Consider the following 18,042-nt stretch of genomic DNA (forward strand, 5'->3'; position numbering starts at 1 on the left):
TCAGATTAAGTATAGCACAAGCCATTAAAAAAGTCAATAGAAGTTTTTTATTAAACGGCAACAAACCATTCAAAATGTCCCTGTCAGGGGTTCGTCTTGATTTACGCAAAGGCAGGCGGTTTTATTGGCACTATAGCACAGCTTCAAAGCGCCTGAAATGTGCAGTATAAACAAATCTTTTCTGTTCACAAAAAGTTCATCTCAAATGTTGCATTAAAATATGCAATTTTACCCCGTTTTTGCGCTATTAGTAGAGGGGTATGATCACGATCAGAATGGAGGTGAGCGAAATAAAATACATCATAATGCTGCTGATAGTCATAGGCCTTGCCATAGCCGACCTTGTCACCGGCTGGATAAAGGCCTGCGTGTGCGAAGAGCTGCGCTCGTCAAAAATGCGCCGTGGCGGCCTTGGCAAGCTGGCCGAGGTGGTGGTCATGGCGGCTGCCGTAGGCTCGGAGATAGGCTTTTCTGTCCTCGGCAGATACTACGGGCACGAGCTGCTCGCATCAGTGACAGGCGAGCTTACGGCGTTTTCGGTGTTCGGCTATATCTTTGTCATGGAAGCCGTCTCGATAATCGAGAACTACGCCCGTATAGACCCCAAGGCACGCCGCATAAGAAACATAATAAAAAAACTTGCGATATTCAAGGAGGATAATGATAAAAATGAGTAATTCACCGCTTATAAACTACACCCGGCTCTCGCCAAACTGCAACAAGCCGAGAAACCACAGGATAGACACGATAACCATACACCACATGGCAGGCAATATGTCAGTCGAGCAGTGCGGCGAGCTGTTTGCCGACCCCGGCAGGCAGGTGTCGAGCAACTACGGCATCGGCTCTGACGGCAGGGTAGCACTCTATGTAAACGAAGCCGACCGCAGCTGGTGTTCTTCATCGCCCGAAAACGACAACAGGGCTGTCACGATAGAGGTCGCAAACGACGGCGGCGAGCCCGAATGGCACGTCTCCGACAAAGCGCTTGCTAAACTCATCGAGCTTTGCACCGACATCTGCAAAAGAAACGGCATAAAGAAGCTGATATACACAGGCGACAAGTCAGGCAATATGACTCTCCACAAATGGTTCGCTGCGACAGGCTGCCCGGGGCCGTATCTCAGCAGCAGGCAGTTCTGCATAGCGTCCGAGGTCAACAAGCGCCTTGCCGCAAAGACCGCCACCCTTAAGGTGCTTGACAAGACAGGCTACACAAAGGGCAAAAAGACTATCGGCGTGCTCGCTTTCAAGCAGCTGCTAATCAATGCAAAGGCAAAGGGCATCATCAGACAAAGCGTCAACAACGACGAGGTCTTCGGGCAGGGCACCGAAAAGGCCGTAAACGAGCTGCTCAGCAAATGGGGCTATAAGCAAAACGGCATCGCCGGGGCAAACTTCATCGCCCGGCTCGGCAGGCAGCTTTCAGGCACAAAATAACAGGCAGCCCGAAGACTGCCTGTAAAAGATTATTTTCTTACGGACCTGAAAACATTGCCCTTGTCGTCATCTGACATACCGCTTATGTAATCAAGGTATTTTTGGGTGACGTAGTCGCCCTTGCCCGAGTCGATCATGGCCGTGAGCTCGGCCATGGCTTCGTCTCTGCGCCCGAGGTGGAAAAGCCTTACCGCTTCACGCATCTGCGAGCTGTTGGCTGTGCGCTTTTGACGCTCCTCCTCAGGCAGACAGTCAAGCACCTCGTAGACCGCCTTGACCTCGTTTACGCCTGCTACCTGTATAAGGCCCAAGTAGCGCAGCCCCAGCGAATCAGGGTCAGCGAGCCTGTCAACTGTATCCTTTGATACGAGCATACCCGTCTTGTACTGCTTGGTGAGCGTTTCAAGACGTGAGCTCAGGTTAACAGTCTCGGATATGACCGTTCCCGAGAGTCTTTCGCTCTCGCCTACTATGCCTATCATCGCCATGCCCGTGTGAACGCCTATGCCTATCTTTATGCTGCTGACATTTAGCTCCTTTGCAGTCTCCGGGTCGAGCACTATCGCCTGATAGAGCTCCTGGCCGCATCTTACTGCATCGTCGGGGTCTTCAAACAGCGCCATTACAGCATCGCCTATGTACTTGTCAACAAAGCCGTTGTTCTTTCTGATTATCGGGCCTGCCTTGCCGTAGACCACATTTACGAATGCGAAATTCTCCTTCGCCGTCATTATCTCGGAATTGATAGAGAACGAGCGTATGTCGCAGAAAAGCACAGTCAGCTTCGGCTGCTCGCATCGCCGAGCGACAGGTCGCTAAAGCTTTCCTTGCCGAGCAGCTCCCTGAACTTCTCAGGCACGAACTTGTAGTAGAAGCTCTCGGTCTTGTCCTTCTCCATACAAAGACCCCGACTTCAATCAGGACGTTGACAAGCAGACAGGCTGCCTCACAAAATCGGTGCTCGTTATGCCGGTGTCTGACATCAACGGCGAGTTCATAGGGGCTTTTCAGGCTATAAACAAGCTCAGCATCGACGGCGAGTTCACCGAGGAGGACGTAAGCAGACTGTCTCTGGCTGCTGTTATCTGCGGCATAATCCTTGAATCAGACCTGTTCATGAACGACTCGCAGACGACAAGCTCTACACCGCTAAGGACAGCGGCAGAAATCAGGTAGTATTCTGATGCTCCCCCACCTAATAAAACTAAAAGACCCCTTCATCTGAGATATCTTTCAGATGAAGGGGTGATTTATTTGTTTAGGCAATACCGCACGACCATTGTGTGTCAGATGCGCAAGTAGATGGCACACAAAGGTATCCGCCGGTGGTTGTGCGGTGTTGCCTTTATTTTACCTTTATGCTCCTTACAGCAGAGTAGCCGCTGTAGTACTTAGTGCCGCCTACAGTCTTGTAGCAGCGTATCTTGACGTAGCAGTTCTTGCCGGAGGCAAGACCCTTTATCGTCTTGCTGACTGTCTTGGCGCCTGTCACTGTGGCTGTCTTCTTGGATGCGAACTTCTTGTCGTTCGAGTAAACTATCTGATAGCCTGTGACAGTGGAGTTCTTGTTCCACTTGACAGTGATCCTGCCGGCCTTTGTGCTGGTCAGCTTTGAGATATCCGTCTTCTTGGGGATTATCTTGAAGGACACCGACTTGCTGCCCTTGAAGTTGCCTGTTCCCTTGACTGTCACCTTGGCTGTGCCTATCGCTTTATTTGAGGTGAAGCTGACGGTATACTCAGAGCCTAAGCCCAGTGTTCTTGAAAGAAGCGTTACCTTTACTGCCGGGGTGATGCCCTTGCCTTTGTAGGTGTAGCTCTTTTCAACGCCTGAGAGCACAGCGCCGCTTAAGTCAGCCGCTGTTATAGTGAATGCCTTCTTGACGCTCGATGCGTAGCTGCCCTTGCCCTTTATTGTGACATAGCCTGTGCCGGTGTTAGTGTTGCTCGTATAGGAAAGCGTGTAGTCTGTACCCTTTGTGAGCACCTTTGTGCCGTCCTTGACCGTTACGTCCGGGGTCTTTGCCTTGCCGTCGTAGGTGAAGTTATTCGATGCAAGCGAGATGCTCATCTTTGATATATCCTTCAGCTTCGGCAGAGTCTTTGTGAGCTTCTTGCCGCAGAGGGTGCAGGTATATGTGATGCTGCCCTTTTCTGTCAGGGTGGCTTCCTTTGTGACCTTGCCGCTGTCAAACTTATGCGCAGCGCTCTTGGGAACAACAGTATCTATCTCAAGGCCGCAGCCCGAGCATACATAGTGCTTGAGCCCTGCGTGCGTGCAGTCGGCTTCCTTTATCACCTCGGCCTTGCCGAAGTAGTGGTTGCCTGTTGCAGGTATCTCCTCAGTTCTCTTAAGGCCGCAAACCTCGCAGGTGAAGGTCTTGACACCTGCCTTGCCGCAGGTGGGCTGAGTAGTTACCTCGCCTTCGTTCCACTGGTGGTCTTCGGTCCTGGGCATCTCCTCTTCCTTGGTGGTGCCGCAGAGAGTACAGGTATATGTAGTTATTCCGGGCTCCTTACAGCTGGGCAGCTTTGTCACCTCGCCATCGCCCCACTCGTGAGCGTCAGCGTCAACAGGCAGCTCTCTGTCAAAGGTCGAGCCGCAGAGAGTACAGGTGTATGTGACTATACCCTTCTCGGTGCAGGTGGCCTTTTTCGAGACAACGCCCTCATCGAGCTGGTGCGAAAGCGCCGGTATAGTCTCGGTATAAGACCTGCCGCATATCTTACAGGTATAAACGACCTTGCCCTCAACGCCGCAGGCAGCCTCTGTTATCACCTCGCCCACGCCGTACTTATGCGATGTGGCCTTGGGGATAGTTTCAACGTAGCTGTCGCCGCACTCGCAGGAGTAGACCATCTCGCCCTCCTCGGCACAGGTGGCCTCCTTAGTCACAACGCCGGTATAGGAATGAATATGCTCCTCTGTTATCCCGGTATCCGGCACCTCAGTATCGAGTGCCGTCACAGGCAAAGCCTGCGTGAACACAGCTGCCGCCGCACAGACGAGCGCTGCTAATCTTTGATTTATCTTCAATGCTTTTCACCCTCCAAAATGCGTGAATGATCTCACCGGGTCAGACACGCCCGGTATTGCACATACTATTATATAACATTTCACACGGCCTGTCAATCGGTAGTTTTACCATAATTGCCGCCTATAAATTTACACACCAGCTCGTCATAATGCTCAAAGCATATATCCGCAAGTGCGATCATCTCGCCCCTGTCCTCGGCAACTGCTCCGCAGAGCGCCCCGACGCAGAAAAAACCGCCGGCTTTAGCGCCCCTTATCCCCTCGGGGATATCCTCAAACACGGCGCAGTCTTTTGCTTCAAGGCCGAGCCCTGAAGCTGCGTGCAGGTAAATATCCGGAAAGCCCTTTCCACGCCCGACCTCGCTTGTCTGCGAGAAAAAGTCAAGCAGGTCATAAAGCCCTGTCCTTCTGAGCGCCGGCTCGTAGAACACCCTGTCGGAAGCTGTGGCAAGGGCTGTCTTTATGCCAAGGCTCTTAAGCAGCCGCAGCAGCTTCTCTGCCCCTTCAAAGGGCTGCACGTTGTCACGGTATTCGTGCAGAGCGCTCGATTTCCATTCTTCTATTATATCGTCACAGCTGTCGCTCAGCTTAAAGCGCTCCTTGGTGTAGACCGCCGCCTGTTCGAGGTTCATAGTGCAGATGCTCTTGCAGTAGTCATCGGGCAGCGCAAGCCCACGCCTGCCGAGAAACACCCTGTCCACCTCGCTCCAGACATACGCCGAGTCGAGCAGTGTGCCGTCGAGGTCAAATATTGCGCCTTTAATGGCTGTTATATCCATGTTCTGCTCCTGTTTTGTTTATTATCGTCCTTTTTTATAAACTCCTGTTTCACAAAAGTGTTCCTGCTATAGATCAGGATTTAGGCAACACCGCACGACCATTGTGTGTCAGTATGCGGTTGTTCAGCTTTGCTGAACACTCCGAATTTTCGTCAGAATGCCCATTTTTGCCGCAGTTTTACTGGCGTAAAACAAGGTGAAATTGGGTATTATGACGGAAATTCGGCAAGCAGATGGCACACAAAGGCCAGAGCCGGTGGTCGTGCGGTGTTGCCTTTATAGTTCTAAAACCATAAAAACATCTGAATACTTACTTGAATTGTATTTTTCAGTATCAATAAATCCAATCTTTCGATATAGGGAGATCGCTTTTTTACTTGTTGACAGGGAATCCAAATACATCTTTTTATATCCGTAATTTCTTGCACTATTGATAGCGTGTAAAACCATCATTTTTCCGTATCCCATACCGTGATATTTTTCTAAAAGATATAATGATTTTAATTCACAGTTTTCACTGCTCAGTTCTGAAATTGCCACTGTTCCAATTATTCTGCTGTCATCAAAAACACACCAGAATCCTTTGAAATATTGTCCAATGTTCAAATAATAACTATGCCTGCCGTTTATATCCAAACATCTATGAGATTCAGGCAAGCATCTTTCCAAAAAAGGAATCAAGAGATGTTCATACCCATTTTGGTATTCAATTATTTCAAAGGGTTTTAGGTTCATCTGTTTACACCTCTGAATTCCGATCTATCTTATTAAGGCAACACCGCACGAAGCCTTCAGGCGGTCTTTGTGCGGTGTTGCCTTAGTCTTCGACTGGCTCAGGCTCAGTCTGCACGTCCGCCTGCTCTGTCTGTTCCGTCAGAGCAGCAGTCTCCTGCGGCTCGCTGTCATCGCTGTCGTCATCATCGTCAGTTATCATATCCTTAGTCTCGGTGTAGAAGTTTATTATGATAGATGTAATGAGCGAGACTACTATGATACCGTAAACGCCCAGTATCATCGAGAGTAGCCGCCCGATAAGCGACTCAGCCGTATAATCGCCGAAGCCTATAGTCGTGACTATCGCAAAGCAATACCACACGCCGTCGAAGAAGGTTTCAATGCTTTCCTCCATAGCCCTGAAGACGAACGAGAAAGACACTATAAGCAGCGCAAGGCCTGAAAGTATCTCGACTGCCATTGATTTCTCGACTATGCGCTTGAGTATATCAAAGCGTATCTGCGAGAGCGATATGCCGATTATCCTGATAAGCGACTGGAACATAAACATCAGCAGCAGTATTATCGGCAGAGCCCTTTTGCTGTCATCGTCAAGCTGGTAGTATGAGAGCGGCAGCAGGAAAAGGAACAAAATCATAAAAAACAGTATGATGTTTATGAATACATTGCGCTTTTTATGCTTTTTTATAAGCGAGCAGACACGCCCGACCACAAGTGTCAGGCTATAGGATGTATATGCTGCGAGCATCATGATATGTATACTGCCGGCCGCAGCGGATAATACAAAGCCCACTATATAAAGTATTGCAACGATGATATATTTTACAAAATCAACGCCTGCTTTCTTTCCGATCTTTGCGGCCTTTATGATATCAGCCACCGCCGCTGCACCGAATATCGTCAGTATAGGCTGTTTGAGTACACCGAGCTCATAATCGCAGTCCAAATAAGCGAGTGCGGTTATCATCGTTATCATGATAAGCAGCGACTCAAAGAGGGTATGCCTGCTCTTTTTCTTTTTCTTCTTTTTTACCGGCTTTTCATCGTCTACAACACATACACGGCCGCCGGCCACAAAGGCTTGGGGGCTTTTTTTCTTTTTTTGCTTTTTCATAAGAATGTCACCCTACCATATCTATTCCCCGTAATAATAATTCATGATAACATCGCAGGCAGCCTGGAATGCGCCGTCAAAGTAGATAAGAACTATCAAAACGACTCCTGCCAGGGGGATAATTATATCTATTATAATGCTCTTATGCTTTTTGGTGTATGAGAAGAGCAGCAGCAGCGGTATTATCAAAACAAGCTCTGCCGTATTGCCGATACCCCAGCTCCACGCTCTGTCGAGCGACAGAAATGTTGCTTCCTCACTTGCATCACCGACATTGTTCATTACCATTTCCACAGCTGCGATGAACACCAGAAGTACAAGGTCAAGCACCGCAAAAACGATTATTCTCTTGATGAACATCTTTGACACCTGCATGGCGTTATAGTTGGTCTTAAGATACTCCTGATATTCCTCCTGGGTCTTGCCGTTTTTAAGGAATCTCTTCTCACGCCTTTTGAAAAAGCAGGCGATCGAGATAAACATCAAAAAGCACACAGGCGGCTTTGTAGTGAGCAGCGGGAAAAGGTAAATAGGCAGCCTTATCTCGTCCTCAGTTACGAGTATCTTTACTATGATAGAGCCCACCTCATACGCTATCGGGAAGATGATAAACGAGCGGAAGATGATCACCTTCCTGCCGGTGAAGATCTTCTGCGGAGTGTAGTTTATAAAAAACATAGTAAGCGTACAAAGCAGCAGGTCTATAAAGATGTTGAACGCTAAAAAGCCGTGGTCGGTCTTTTGTGAGACGAACTTTTGCAAAAACATCGCTCCGGCTTCCCTGTCGCCGCCCATTAGTGACGATGCGATACGCATTAAATATCTCTCATAGACAAAAAGTGTGAGCAGGAAAAGCAGCACCGCCAGTCCTGCGTTTTTGACAAGCATACGCTTATAGTTATCATGCCCGTTCATGATTATAGCAAGGCAGGAGATAAGCAGCAGCGGCACAGCGAAGCCGGCAAAAGTGCCCACCACAAACGACACTGCCTTATGTCCGACAGATGATGTACCGTCAGGGTAGAATTTCTCCATGACGAGCCGGAGCTGCGTCAGCACGAGCAGCAGCCACGCTATCAGCTTGAAATGCCTGTAGGAAAGCGGCGGCTTATACCTGATATCGTTTGCCGTCGTGACATTGAACATTCGCTCACGTTTTCTTTTTCGTCTTTCTCTGAAAGACAGCCTGCCGGCAGGGGCTTCATCTGTCTGCGCCTGCTCTGTCTGCGAAACGGCGCTTTCCTCTGCGACTGTTTGCTGCTCTGATATTTCTGTTGTATTTGTTACTTCTTCTATTTCTGATACTTCCGATAATTTAGTCACATATATCCCCCCCGGTCGTGCTTTATTCACATAAAAGGTGTTTTTTCTTTACATATTATTTTAACACATTTTGAAGATAAAGTCAATTATTATTATCGTCATAATACGAAAATACCGGGCAAAAGGTGTATTGAAAAACGGGTGAAGATATGCTATAATAAAAATACCGACAATACCACCAAAAGGAGGACATCACCATGACAGACCATGAGCTTTCAGAGCTTGCAAAGGCGGCATCAAAAAAGGCCTATTCAAGATACTCGGACTTTTCGGTAGGGGCTGCCCTGCTCACAAAGGACGGAAGGGTATTCACAGGCTGCAACATAGAAAACGGCTCATACTCGCTGACCGTTTGCGCCGAGAGGGTGGCGATATTCAAGGCGGTGTCCGAGGGCTGCACAGAGTTTGCGGCGATAGCCATTACAGGCGGTGCCGGCGGCGACACTTCACAGCCCTGCTATCCGTGCGGTGCCTGTCTACAGGTCATGAGCGAATTCTGCGGCGGCGGTTTCCGCATTATCCTCACCGACGGCGTTCACACGCTTGACGAGCTGATGCCCAAGAGGTTTGGGTTGTGAGGGGGAGCAATTTGTTATAGGTATCCGAGGTCGGAGGCGGAGAGGAATGAAGCTGCTTTCATTAAGTGAGGTGTGAAAAATTGGCGAAACTAAGAGGGTTTAAGTTTACTAGTAATGGATATAGAAAGGACAATATAGTTAGACGTTATCTTCTGGATAATGAAAGAAACTATCTGGAGTATGCTATATTATCTGAATCTGACGGCAGATTCTTTATTGACGATTATTATAATGGGACAAATCATCGTTATGATATTACAGATAAAATGGATGTTTTCTACAATGGAATCAAGGATTTGGGGATTGAAAAATGGAATATGAAAACATACGAATCTTCGATGTGTTGGACACCGCCAGCCGACTACTGGACACTCGAAATACATATAGAAGATATATCAGTAATTTGTAAAGGTCAAGGTACAGCTCCGGAAGGCTGGAACGACTTTTGGAAAGCATTTCATCGTATGTGTAACAATGGATAAACAAAAAGAGCTATCCGATTCAAATACGAATCAGATAGCTCTTATCTTTTCAGACAATTATTTTTATACTTTTGCCGATGATAGAGAAATGTTGCCAAATCGTTGCCATGATAACGATTTGATAACGGCATTCGGCGTGTTTACGCCCTATTTTTCGGGGCGTTTATCATTCCCACTCCACCGTTCCCGGCGGTTTTGAAGTGATATCATACACTACTCTGTTAACGTGATCCACCTCGTTGGTGAGGCGGTTGGAGATGCGTGCAAGGATATCATATGGTATCTTAGCCCAGTCGGCGGTCATGAAATCGTCAGTCGTTACCGCACGAATGGCTATCAGATGATCATAGGTGCGGTGGTCGCCCATAACGCCTACTGTCTGTACATCAGGCAGCACTGCAAAGAACTGGCTGAGCTGATCCTCGATGCCGCTCTTCTTTATCTCGTCACGGAATACTGCATCTGCCTCCTGCAGCACCTTGATCTTCTCCTCGGTTATCTCGCCGATGATGCGCACGCCAAGACCCGGGCCCGGGAAGGGCTGTCTCCATACGAGCTCCTTCGGTATGCCGAGCTTCTCGCCGACACGCCTTACCTCGTCCTTGAACAGGTCGCCCAACGGCTCGATGACGCCGTCAAAGGTTATGTCCTCGGGCATCTTTACCTGATTGTGGTGCGTCTTTATAGTTGCAGCGTCGCCCTTGCCGCTCTCTATCCTGTCGGGGTATATGGTACCCTGCGCAAAGAAGCCGCCGTCAGCCTGCTTTCTTATCTCGTCCCAGAAGACCTTGTAGAATTCCGAGCCGATAGTCTTTCTCTTCTGCTCGGGGTCGGTGATGCCCTTTAGCTTGCTTATAAACTGTGCGCCGCAGTTGACACGCACAAAGTTCATATCAAAAAGGCGGGTGAATGTCTCCTCAACAAAGTCGCCCTCGTTCTTTCTCATAAGACCCTGGTCAACAAATACGCAGGTGAGCTGCCTGCCGACTGCACGGCTCAGAAGACCTGCCGCAACAGACGAGTCAACGCCGCCTGAAAGACCGAGCACTACCTTTTTGTCGCCTATCTGCTCACGCAGGCTCTCGACTGTGCGCTCGATGAAGTCGTCCATCACCCAATCGCCCTTGCAGCCGCACACCTCAAAAAGGAAGTTATGCAGAAACTGCTTGCCGAACTGCGAGTGTGTCACCTCAGGGTGGAACTGCACGGCGTAGAGCTTTCTGCCCACATTCTCCATAGATGCGCAGGGGCAGTCTGCCGAATGCGAGGTTATCTCAAACCCCTCGGGCGGAGCGGATATAAAGTCAGTATGGCTCATCCACACGATGCTCTTTTCATCAACGCCCTTGAAAAGCAGGCTGTCACGCTTTGTATTCTCTATCTCTATCTTGCCGTATTCGCTCTTGACGCAGCTTTCCACCTTGCCGCCGCCCATCCATGCCATGAGCTGTGCGCCGTAGCATATGCCGAGCACCGGCACGCCGATATCGAGTATATCCTTTGTATAGTGGGGCGAGCTCTCGTCATAGACCGAGTTGGGGCCGCCGGTGAATATTATTCCCTTATAGCCTGCCGCCTTTATCTCGTCAAGCGGCGTTTCATAGCTTTTTATCTCGGCATACACGCTCTCGTCACGCACACGCCTTGCGATAAGCTGGTTATACTGCCCACCGAAATCGAGGACAAGTATCTTTTCAAAAGACATAGGCTTTATCCTTTCTCAATAAATCAAATCAGCACCCATTCTTTGTCGGGTGCTGATTTCATTATAGCATATTCTCTTGTTATTTGCAAGGGGGTTTACAAATCGTTAAGAGTTAGGGGAGGAGGGTCCGGCCTTACGCCCGAAATACCTGACCTTGTAGTATTTCTGCCCCTTCTTTAAGAACACGCTGCCGATAACGTAAGCAATTATCGCAAGCACGCAGAAGACAACGAACTCCGGCTTTATCATTATAAGCGCACCGGGGTCTACCTTCAGGCCGTCTTCCTTAAGCTCTTCAAGAACGGATATATACGAGCGGTCTATTATCACTGCGAAAATAAGCTGGCTAAGATTTCCAAGAAGCACAAGAGCCGCCGATGACCTTGCACAGCTGTACAGCCTGTTGTCATCGCCGTCATTCGTGACAAGCTGCGCAAAGGCTACCGCAAGTGCTATGAGTGCTGCAAAGTATGAAAGAAGAGTAAGTATATAAAACACCGTTATCACCGTAACGATAGCCGGCGACATATCCACTGACCCAAGATTTGTGTGCGCAAGGTCGATATCGTATTTTTCGCTGAGCCTTTCGGTAGGATAGCTGCTTTTATCATCATCGTCGTCGAGCTCCTTGCTGCCGGTAATGTTTTTGGCAGTTATATCAGAGCCGATATCTGTGATGCCTATAAATGAAAACGCCGGCTGTTTGTCGATGCCAAGCGTAGTAAAGTCAAAATAAAACAGCTTGAAAAACGGTGCTGCTATCATGGCTATACAAAGTATCAGCGTCAGTATAACAGGCTTCTTGTTCTCCTTGTAGTTATAGGCCACAAGCCCGTCGCCCGACTGTTCGAGAAGGTTCTGCTCCCTTCCGCAGTTATGGCAGAACTGCTGTCTCTCGGTGATCGCCTCTCCGCAGAATTTACAGTGTACGGTCGAATTGACAGGATCCATCTGCTGTTCTCTGCCGCATCTGGTACAGAATTTGAGATACGGGTCACGAACAGCGCCGCAGTATTTACAATACATTATACATCCCTCCCGAAAGAAATTATAACACAAATGTATTCAATTGTCAACATATGTATTCATAATTCGGCTCATATTATAGTATCCTAATACTTGAGGTGATAATATGAACGAACCAATGCTTGACCCTGTAATCGTAGGAAACACCATATCACAGATAAGGAAACAAAAAGGTCTCTCTCAGGAGGTAATGAGCGGTCTTGCAGACATCGGCCGGACACATCTGAGTGCCATTGAAAGAGGTGAGCGCAAACCGACGCTTGAAACACTTTACCGTCTCGCCATAGCCCTCGACATGAAGATGAGCGACATTGTAAAACAGATAGAATGCCGCATAGAACAAAAGTAAAAGACACGGCCTTCGGCAAGTATCAACTGCCGGAGGCCATATCTTTTTTAAACCTGTAATACTCATTCACCAAGCTCCTGTACCCGAGCTGTTTGAGCTTTTTGTAGCGCACATCAAAGCGCTTTTTGGTGCGGCGGCCGCTGATGATATAGCGCAGGCAGTCCTGCATATAGGCATCTATCACACGAAGGCTGCTGTCGGTGTTCAGGAGCGGGAAGAACCACATCGCCCAGCACAGCTCGTTGTCGCCGCTCTGTTCAAACAGCTTTGAGTTGAATATGCGTATAAACGCTGCCGCCGCCTTTTCGCTTGGCAGGCCACGGCGCTGCGCCCAGCGTGCGAGGGAATCCGCCTTGCGCTTCATTTTCTTCTTTAGCTTTTTAAGCGTCGCAGGGGCGATGTCCGTCACACCGTCCTTGTAGCAGAAGCCTAAGAACACCCACCCCTCGCCCGGCGAGAAAAACTGCTCCTTGTCGGGGTTTATGCAAAGCCCCATGTCCGACAGGTACTCCTTTATCCTGACAGCGCAGTCTCTTATCTGCCCGGCGCTATGGGCAAATACTATAATATCATCTGAATACCTGACATACAGCGCCCCCTCCTGCTCAAACAGCTTATCGAGCCCGGCGAGGTAAAGGTTTGCATAGAATGCCGACAGCGGCGTGCCTGCCATTATGCCCTTTTGCTCTGCGAGCGGACGACCGTCCTTTATAGCGCACGGCTCGCTCACAAGTGCTGCGAGAAAGCCTGCAAGCTCCTTATCGTCAAGGGCGCTTTCTATCATCGGCAGCAGCTTATCCACAGGCACAGAATTGAAGTAATTGCTGATATCCGCCTTATACGCATACAGCCCGTCTATGCCGCTGTGCCGTGTCAGCAGCCTTACTGCGTCCTTGGCGTTCCTGCCCGGGCGGAAGGAATAAAGCCCCCGTGAGAACAGCCCGTCGTACTTTCGCAGCATAAGGTATGTAAGGAGTTTGAGCACGGTATTCTCAGCGTCGGGGTAGGTATATACCACACGCTTTTTTTGCTTGCCGAGCTTGCTTACCTCGCTTCTTTTTGGCAGAGGGAAAGGCGTGCCGTTTTTTATGTTACGATACACCGGTCTATAGCCCTCGCTGTCGATAAATCTTCTGAGCTCTGCCGGAAACGACTTATCACCGCACAGCGAGAGCTTATATTCATAGAACTTCTCCCAGCACTCTTTATCGCCGAGCTTATCCAAAAGCGTCACGTTATCCCTCCCTATCGCTATTCACTGCATATATGGCAACAAGCTCTCAAAGCAAAACACCCCTCCGTTCCGGGAGGGGATATCACAGCAACAAGAAGATATTAAAACCAAGAAATTCTTGGTTTTACCAGACCGTACAAAGGGCGGCTGTCTGCGAAGCCGTTAGATCGCCCTGTGCCTGATCCGCCGCAGACGCACAGCTTAATGCGCATTCTCATTGCCGTTTTGCAAAGGTCATCAAGGCATTACCTCACGGCCGCTGCCTTATCTCAATGCACTTCTTGTGCGCTCGATGACATAGCTGCGTGTATTCCACCAGCCGGGGTTGTTGTGGTAGAAGCGTGTATAGCCGATACCCTGCGATTTACAGGCGCTGCGCTCCTTATAAGCGCCGGTCGTCCTCGACAAGACCTCGACCTTAAGCGCAACTCTGCCGCCCTGAGTGAATGTAAACAGGCAGTAGCTCTCTCCCCGGGGCATCTCTCTTGTCACGATATAGTCAGGGAATTCCTGGCGGTATATCTTATCAAAATAATCATAGTATTTAAGACCCGAATTAAACTGGTTCTCCTCATCGGGCATAGTTTCGCCCCACGACACGCCCGAGGGCCGGAAATTTACCGCAGCCGCATTCTGCGCCGGTGTCGGAGTGTAGTTTGTATACTGTACCGTTTGCGCATTATCCGCATTATCATTACTGCCGCCGACAAGGCTGTTAAAAAAGCCCTTTGCCTTTCGATCAAGGTCATCGTCGCCGAACAGTTTACCGAGCAGTCCCATTATGATTCCTCCTTTGGCTTTATGTGATTATTATAGCACATTTCAAAAGGGTTGTAAATAGTTTTTGTTTGGATTTTCTTTAGGGGGGCTCTCTTGCTGCCCGGGGGGTACGGGAGGGGCGTTGATGCCCCCCGACCCCTTACACTCCGCCTTCGGCGGCTGCCGCAAAGGCGGTCAACGCCATTGGCGTTTCCCTGTTTGCGGCGTTTGGGCGGCGAACATATTCGTTCCGGAATGGGCTTTATAGCTCAAAGTACTGAGCGTTTCTTTACGTTGTTCGCCGCCAGGGTCGGGCTTACGCCCGATATGGAGCTCTGCTCCGTTTCAGTCGAGCTTGCGAGAATGAAACAATCCACGCCGGGGCCAGCCCCGGACCCTGCAAACTTTTTTAAGGAAAAAGTTTGACAAAAACCTTTTTGCCCTTTTATTCTTTATTACGCTGTTTTTTCTTTTCTTCTTTTTATCTCTTTATCTGTATACTCTTTAATGCCGTGAATTCTTTCAGGCTGACTTCTATCTTACTGTCATTTACATCATCGAGCTTTATCTCATATTCCTCAAAATCATCTGCACTCAGTCCGGGCTTAAGCATCACATCAAAGCTCTTATCCCCCACTCTCACCGTTATCGGGCGCTCGCCATAGCTGCTTACAGCACTTACAACGAGAGCCTTAGCCCCTTCAAGCGGCACGCCATCATAGCTAAGCTCATTCACCCAGCCTGCCGCCTTGACATACTCGGTCCTGAAGCGTTTACTATAGGCAAGCTTTGCACCCTCGCACTTATCAAACATATTCGCCTTTATAAGGTCTCCTCTTTGCGAGAGAGCGAAGCCGCCGACCTTGACATCACCGCTCAGTCTGACATCTGCCGAAGAAGCCGCCGCCATAAAGGTATAAACGCCGCCCTCGACGATCATTCTTTCAGACCTGACATCGAACACACGCAGTATATCGTGAGGTATCTCTATCGTGACCCTTTTGCTCTCGCCGGCAGCAAGGTGGACTCTCTCAAAGGCGCAGAGCTTCTTCTCAGGGCGTGAAACGGCGCTGTTTTTAACTGTAAAATACATCTGCACGACCTCATCGCCGGGGATAGCCGAATCGTTTGTGACGTTAAGCTGTGCGGTGACGCTGTTTTTATCAGCTGTCAGGGTCATATCACTATACTCAAAGTGCGAGTAGGAAAGCCCATGCCCGAAGGGGTAGAGCGGCTCGCCCTTAAAGTACATATATGTAGCACCTGCCGACTCGATATCATACTGCATTATATCCGGCAGGTCGTGCTCTGATTTATACCATGTAAGGGGCGTTCTGCCCGAGGGGTTATTCCTGCCGCTTAAGGTATACGCCACAGCCCTGCCGAGCTCTGCGCCTGCGTGGGAGGTATAGATGACCGCCGCTGCCGCCTTGCTCTCATCAACTACCGAATAGGGATAGCTTGAAATGACGGTCAGCACGGTGTTTTTATTTGCCTTGCAGAGTGTCTGTGTCATGCCCGGCTGGATATTGAGTGCGAGCGTTTTTCTGTCATAGCATTCCTTAGCCGTCTGCACGGGGTAGTTGCCTGTGCAGTATATCACGGTGTCGGCCTTGGCGGCTATGTCGGCTGCCCTGTCTGCACCCTTGCTCACTGTCTCTATCACAAAGCGCATATCATCGCTCACGCCACGCTGTGCGGTAAACTCCAATCTGCCGTCAGCACCGCAGACAAGTCTCTTATGGTGGAGATATTCCTCAATAAGCGTGCAGCCGCAGTAGTCAAAGAGGTTGAATGTCTCTCTTGTGAACCAGTCATAGATACGCCTGTTATGCAGCTTAAGGCTGCCGTCTTCACTCAGGCGAATATACTTTTTATACTTGCATGAGAAAAGGTTCTGCCAGTTCTCGCCCCAGTCCTGAAGCTCAAAGAGTGCGCCGTCCTCGGGGGTGTCGGCATCTGCTCTTACGCTGCCGTCTTCACAGGCGCAGAGATACTTGCCGTTTGGGGCTTTTACTGCTACTATATCCCAAAGCGAGTCATAAAGCACCTCGCCGCCGAATTCCTCCCTGACACCGTCAAGCACGGTATGCTCATACGAGCTGTAGCCTGTATACCAGTCCATAAGGCAGTCATCAGCCAGAGCGCCGACAACTGCGAGCCTTCCCTTTTTATCGGCAAGAGGGAGTATGCCGTTATTTTTGAGCAGCGTTACCCCCTCACAGGCGGCACGAAGGTTCACTTGCTTGCTCTCTTTAGTGTCTATCACGCTCTTGTCGATACCGTCAAACTCGGTCTTGTCGAGCTGGCCAAGGCGAATGCGTGCATAAAGGGTATCCAGTATGCTCTCATCAATATCCGCCCATGTGATGAGCCCGTCAGCAAGCGCTGCTTTGGCGGCGGCCTTTACCATTTTATCCTCGTCGGTCATGGTGTTGCAGCCGGCTTTAAGGCTAAGCTCATAGGCCTCGCTGTGTGTTTCGGTGAATTTATGAGCAAGGACGTTTTGCGAGAAATCTCCGCCGTCGCTGACTGCGAACCACAGCCCCCACTCGTCCTTGAGTATATCACGGATATCGGTGTTCATTATAGCAGGCAGGCCGTTTAGCTCATTATAGGCCGCCATGATGCTTTTGGCACCGCCGTTTCTTATGGCGTTTTCAAATGCGGCGTAGTAGTATTCGTGCCGCTGGCGTGGGGTGAGGTATGCCGAGCAGCTGCCCCTGTCTGCTTCGTTATTGTTGGCGCAAAAGTGCTTAAGGGTGGGTATAGTCTTATAATACCCATCATCATTTACGCCTGCCATGCCTTTAGTGTAGGCAGCAGAAAGCTCGCCTGTCAGGCAGACGTCCTCGCCGTAGGCTTCCTCAGTTCTGCCCCAGAGAGGGTTTCTCACCATATCGACAGTCGGCCCCCAAAGTGCAAGGCCGCCTTTTTTGTCGGCGTTATAGTAAGCCCTCGCCTCGTTGCCGGCTATCTCGCCGAGCTTATACATAAGCTCCTTGTCAAAGGTCGATGCAAGCCCCACCGGCTGCGGGAATACGGTGGACACTTTCTCCCTTTCCCTGCCGACATAGCCTCTTGCGACCTCTGTGCCTATAAAGAATTCCCCGAGCCCGAGCCGCTCGACAGCCTCGTGGTGGGTAGTGAGCAGGCCGAGCTTTTCCTCCTCGGTGAGTTTATCCAAAAGCTCCCTTGCACGGGATAAGAATATATCATTTTCAAGCATAGCAGGTGCCTCCCAATTATTTCTTTCTAACATTTTACCACATTTCGTCACGCATTTGCAATAGCATATCCTATCGTCAGTTTATCAAATCAAAGCCTTATGCGCCGTTGCTAAAAGAATAAAGAAGAAAGAATAAATAAGAAATAAAAATATAGGTATCGGCTACGCCGATGATTTTAAAATATCATCGACCGAAGGTCGATACCTTTATTATTTATTATTTATTATTCATTATTCTTTTTTCTTTATTCT

General features: G+C 49.4%; 17 protein-coding genes. 6 read left to right on the forward strand and 11 right to left on the reverse strand.

The genetic code is table 11. The annotated features are described in order from the left end of the window. The first annotated feature begins 260 nt into the window (after positions 1 to 260). Both CD05_RS0113025 and CD05_RS19990 read left to right on the forward strand, forming a co-directional pair. On the forward strand, positions 261 to 677 hold the full coding sequence (locus CD05_RS0113025; RefSeq protein WP_084262185.1) for a phage holin family protein: 417 nt from the start codon (positions 261 to 263) through the stop codon (positions 675 to 677). Then, entirely contained in the window at positions 670 to 1,440 is a 771-nt protein-coding gene (locus CD05_RS19990; RefSeq protein WP_084262268.1) for a peptidoglycan recognition family protein, read from the forward strand. Before CD05_RS0113025 ends, CD05_RS19990 begins: the two co-directional genes overlap by 8 nt. A 29-nt stretch (positions 1,441 to 1,469) precedes the next feature. Here CD05_RS19990 and CD05_RS18665 read toward each other — a convergent pair whose 3' ends face one another. Further along, entirely contained in the window at positions 1,470 to 2,216 is a 747-nt protein-coding gene (locus tag CD05_RS18665) for an adenylate/guanylate cyclase domain-containing protein (RefSeq protein ID WP_051589015.1), read from the reverse strand. 190 nt (positions 2,217 to 2,406) lie between these two features. Between CD05_RS18665 and CD05_RS0113040 the strand changes: the two genes are divergently transcribed. Then, positions 2,407 to 2,616 (forward strand): hypothetical protein, encoded by a 210-nt coding sequence (locus tag CD05_RS0113040; protein ID WP_028510859.1) that lies wholly within the window; start codon positions 2,407 to 2,409, stop codon positions 2,614 to 2,616. 169 nt (positions 2,617 to 2,785) lie between these two features. Here the strand turns inward: CD05_RS0113040 and CD05_RS0113045 are convergent, their stop codons facing one another. From CD05_RS0113045 to CD05_RS0113065, 5 genes are all read right to left on the reverse strand, one after another. Beyond that, a complete protein-coding gene (locus CD05_RS0113045; protein ID WP_028510860.1) occupies positions 2,786 to 4,477 on the reverse strand; it encodes a hypothetical protein in 1,692 nt (563 codons plus the stop codon). A 92-nt stretch (positions 4,478 to 4,569) separates the two neighbouring features. Continuing rightward, positions 4,570 to 5,256, reverse strand: a complete 687-nt coding sequence (locus CD05_RS0113050) for an HAD family phosphatase (RefSeq protein WP_028510861.1) — start codon at positions 5,254 to 5,256, stop codon at positions 4,570 to 4,572. 276 nt (positions 5,257 to 5,532) lie between these two features. Continuing rightward, positions 5,533 to 5,991, reverse strand: a complete 459-nt coding sequence (locus CD05_RS0113055) for a GNAT family N-acetyltransferase (protein ID WP_037323015.1) — start codon at positions 5,989 to 5,991, stop codon at positions 5,533 to 5,535. Positions 5,992 to 6,073: 82 nt separating this feature from the next. Beyond that, the gene (locus CD05_RS19995) at positions 6,074 to 7,105 is read right to left on the reverse strand and encodes a potassium channel family protein (RefSeq protein WP_051589016.1); all 1,032 of its coding nucleotides are present in this window, start codon (positions 7,103 to 7,105) and stop codon (positions 6,074 to 6,076) included. Positions 7,106 to 7,126: 21 nt separating this feature from the next. Beyond that, entirely contained in the window at positions 7,127 to 8,428 is a 1,302-nt protein-coding gene (locus CD05_RS0113065) for a hypothetical protein (RefSeq protein ID WP_028510863.1), read from the reverse strand. A 197-nt stretch (positions 8,429 to 8,625) separates the two neighbouring features. On the opposite strand from CD05_RS0113065, the gene CD05_RS0113070 reads away from it, so the two are divergent. Together CD05_RS0113070 and CD05_RS0113075 are read left to right on the forward strand one after the other, a co-directional pair. After that, positions 8,626 to 9,006 (forward strand): cytidine deaminase, encoded by a 381-nt coding sequence (locus tag CD05_RS0113070; protein WP_028510864.1) that lies wholly within the window; start codon positions 8,626 to 8,628, stop codon positions 9,004 to 9,006. 80 nt (positions 9,007 to 9,086) lie between these two features. Then, complete coding sequence (locus CD05_RS0113075; protein WP_028510865.1) at positions 9,087 to 9,488, forward strand: hypothetical protein; 402 nt, start codon at positions 9,087 to 9,089, stop codon at positions 9,486 to 9,488. A gap of 166 nt (positions 9,489 to 9,654) precedes the next feature. Here the strand turns inward: CD05_RS0113075 and guaA are convergent, their stop codons facing one another. Next, the gene (gene guaA, locus CD05_RS0113080) at positions 9,655 to 11,193 is read right to left on the reverse strand and encodes a glutamine-hydrolyzing GMP synthase (protein ID WP_028510866.1); all 1,539 of its coding nucleotides are present in this window, start codon (positions 11,191 to 11,193) and stop codon (positions 9,655 to 9,657) included. Between the two features lie 105 nt (positions 11,194 to 11,298). Then, the gene (locus CD05_RS0113085; protein ID WP_028510867.1) at positions 11,299 to 12,219 is read right to left on the reverse strand and encodes a zinc ribbon domain-containing protein; all 921 of its coding nucleotides are present in this window, start codon (positions 12,217 to 12,219) and stop codon (positions 11,299 to 11,301) included. A 106-nt stretch (positions 12,220 to 12,325) separates the two neighbouring features. Between CD05_RS0113085 and CD05_RS0113090 the strand changes: the two genes are divergently transcribed. Further along, a complete protein-coding gene (locus CD05_RS0113090; RefSeq protein WP_028510868.1) occupies positions 12,326 to 12,568 on the forward strand; it encodes a helix-turn-helix transcriptional regulator in 243 nt (80 codons plus the stop codon). 22 nt (positions 12,569 to 12,590) lie between these two features. Here CD05_RS0113090 and CD05_RS0113095 read toward each other — a convergent pair whose 3' ends face one another. From CD05_RS0113095 to CD05_RS18675, 3 genes are all read right to left on the reverse strand, one after another. Further along, entirely contained in the window at positions 12,591 to 13,802 is a 1,212-nt protein-coding gene (locus CD05_RS0113095) for a reverse transcriptase/maturase family protein (RefSeq protein WP_028510869.1), read from the reverse strand. Between the two features lie 264 nt (positions 13,803 to 14,066). Beyond that, positions 14,067 to 14,582, reverse strand: coding sequence for a hypothetical protein (locus CD05_RS0113100; RefSeq protein WP_028510870.1), 516 nt, complete (start codon positions 14,580 to 14,582; stop codon positions 14,067 to 14,069). 460 nt (positions 14,583 to 15,042) lie between these two features. Continuing rightward, a complete protein-coding gene (locus CD05_RS18675) occupies positions 15,043 to 17,790 on the reverse strand; it encodes a glycoside hydrolase family 3 C-terminal domain-containing protein (RefSeq protein ID WP_051589017.1) in 2,748 nt (915 codons plus the stop codon). Positions 17,791 to 18,042 lie beyond the last annotated feature (252 nt).

It is taken from the genome of Ruminococcus sp. NK3A76 (assembly GCF_000686125.1).
Lineage (GTDB): Bacteria > Bacillota > Clostridia > Oscillospirales > Ruminococcaceae > NK3A76.

What these genes read in the sequence shown, in the direction of transcription:
- CD05_RS0113025 (WP_084262185.1), top strand. Translation starts at nt 261, where the DNA reads ATGATCACGATCAGAATGGAGGTGAGCGAAATAAAATACATCATAATG.
- CD05_RS19990 (WP_084262268.1), top strand. Translation starts at nt 670, where the DNA reads ATGAGTAATTCACCGCTTATAAACTACACCCGGCTCTCGCCAAACTGC.
- CD05_RS0113040 (WP_028510859.1), top strand. Translation starts at nt 2,407, where the DNA reads ATGCCGGTGTCTGACATCAACGGCGAGTTCATAGGGGCTTTTCAGGCT.
- CD05_RS0113050 (WP_028510861.1), bottom strand. Translation starts at nt 5,256, where the DNA reads ATGGATATAACAGCCATTAAAGGCGCAATATTTGACCTCGACGGCACA.
- CD05_RS0113055 (WP_037323015.1), bottom strand. Translation starts at nt 5,991, where the DNA reads ATGAACCTAAAACCCTTTGAAATAATTGAATACCAAAATGGGTATGAA.
- CD05_RS19995 (WP_051589016.1), bottom strand. Translation starts at nt 7,105, where the DNA reads ATGAAAAAGCAAAAAAAGAAAAAAAGCCCCCAAGCCTTTGTGGCCGGC.
- CD05_RS0113070 (WP_028510864.1), top strand. Translation starts at nt 8,626, where the DNA reads ATGACAGACCATGAGCTTTCAGAGCTTGCAAAGGCGGCATCAAAAAAG.
- guaA (WP_028510866.1), bottom strand. Translation starts at nt 11,193, where the DNA reads ATGTCTTTTGAAAAGATACTTGTCCTCGATTTCGGTGGGCAGTATAAC.
- CD05_RS0113085 (WP_028510867.1), bottom strand. Translation starts at nt 12,219, where the DNA reads ATGTATTGTAAATACTGCGGCGCTGTTCGTGACCCGTATCTCAAATTC.
- CD05_RS0113090 (WP_028510868.1), top strand. Translation starts at nt 12,326, where the DNA reads ATGAACGAACCAATGCTTGACCCTGTAATCGTAGGAAACACCATATCA.
- CD05_RS0113100 (WP_028510870.1), bottom strand. Translation starts at nt 14,582, where the DNA reads ATGGGACTGCTCGGTAAACTGTTCGGCGACGATGACCTTGATCGAAAG.
- CD05_RS18675 (WP_051589017.1), bottom strand. Translation starts at nt 17,790, where the DNA reads ATGCTTGAAAATGATATATTCTTATCCCGTGCAAGGGAGCTTTTGGAT.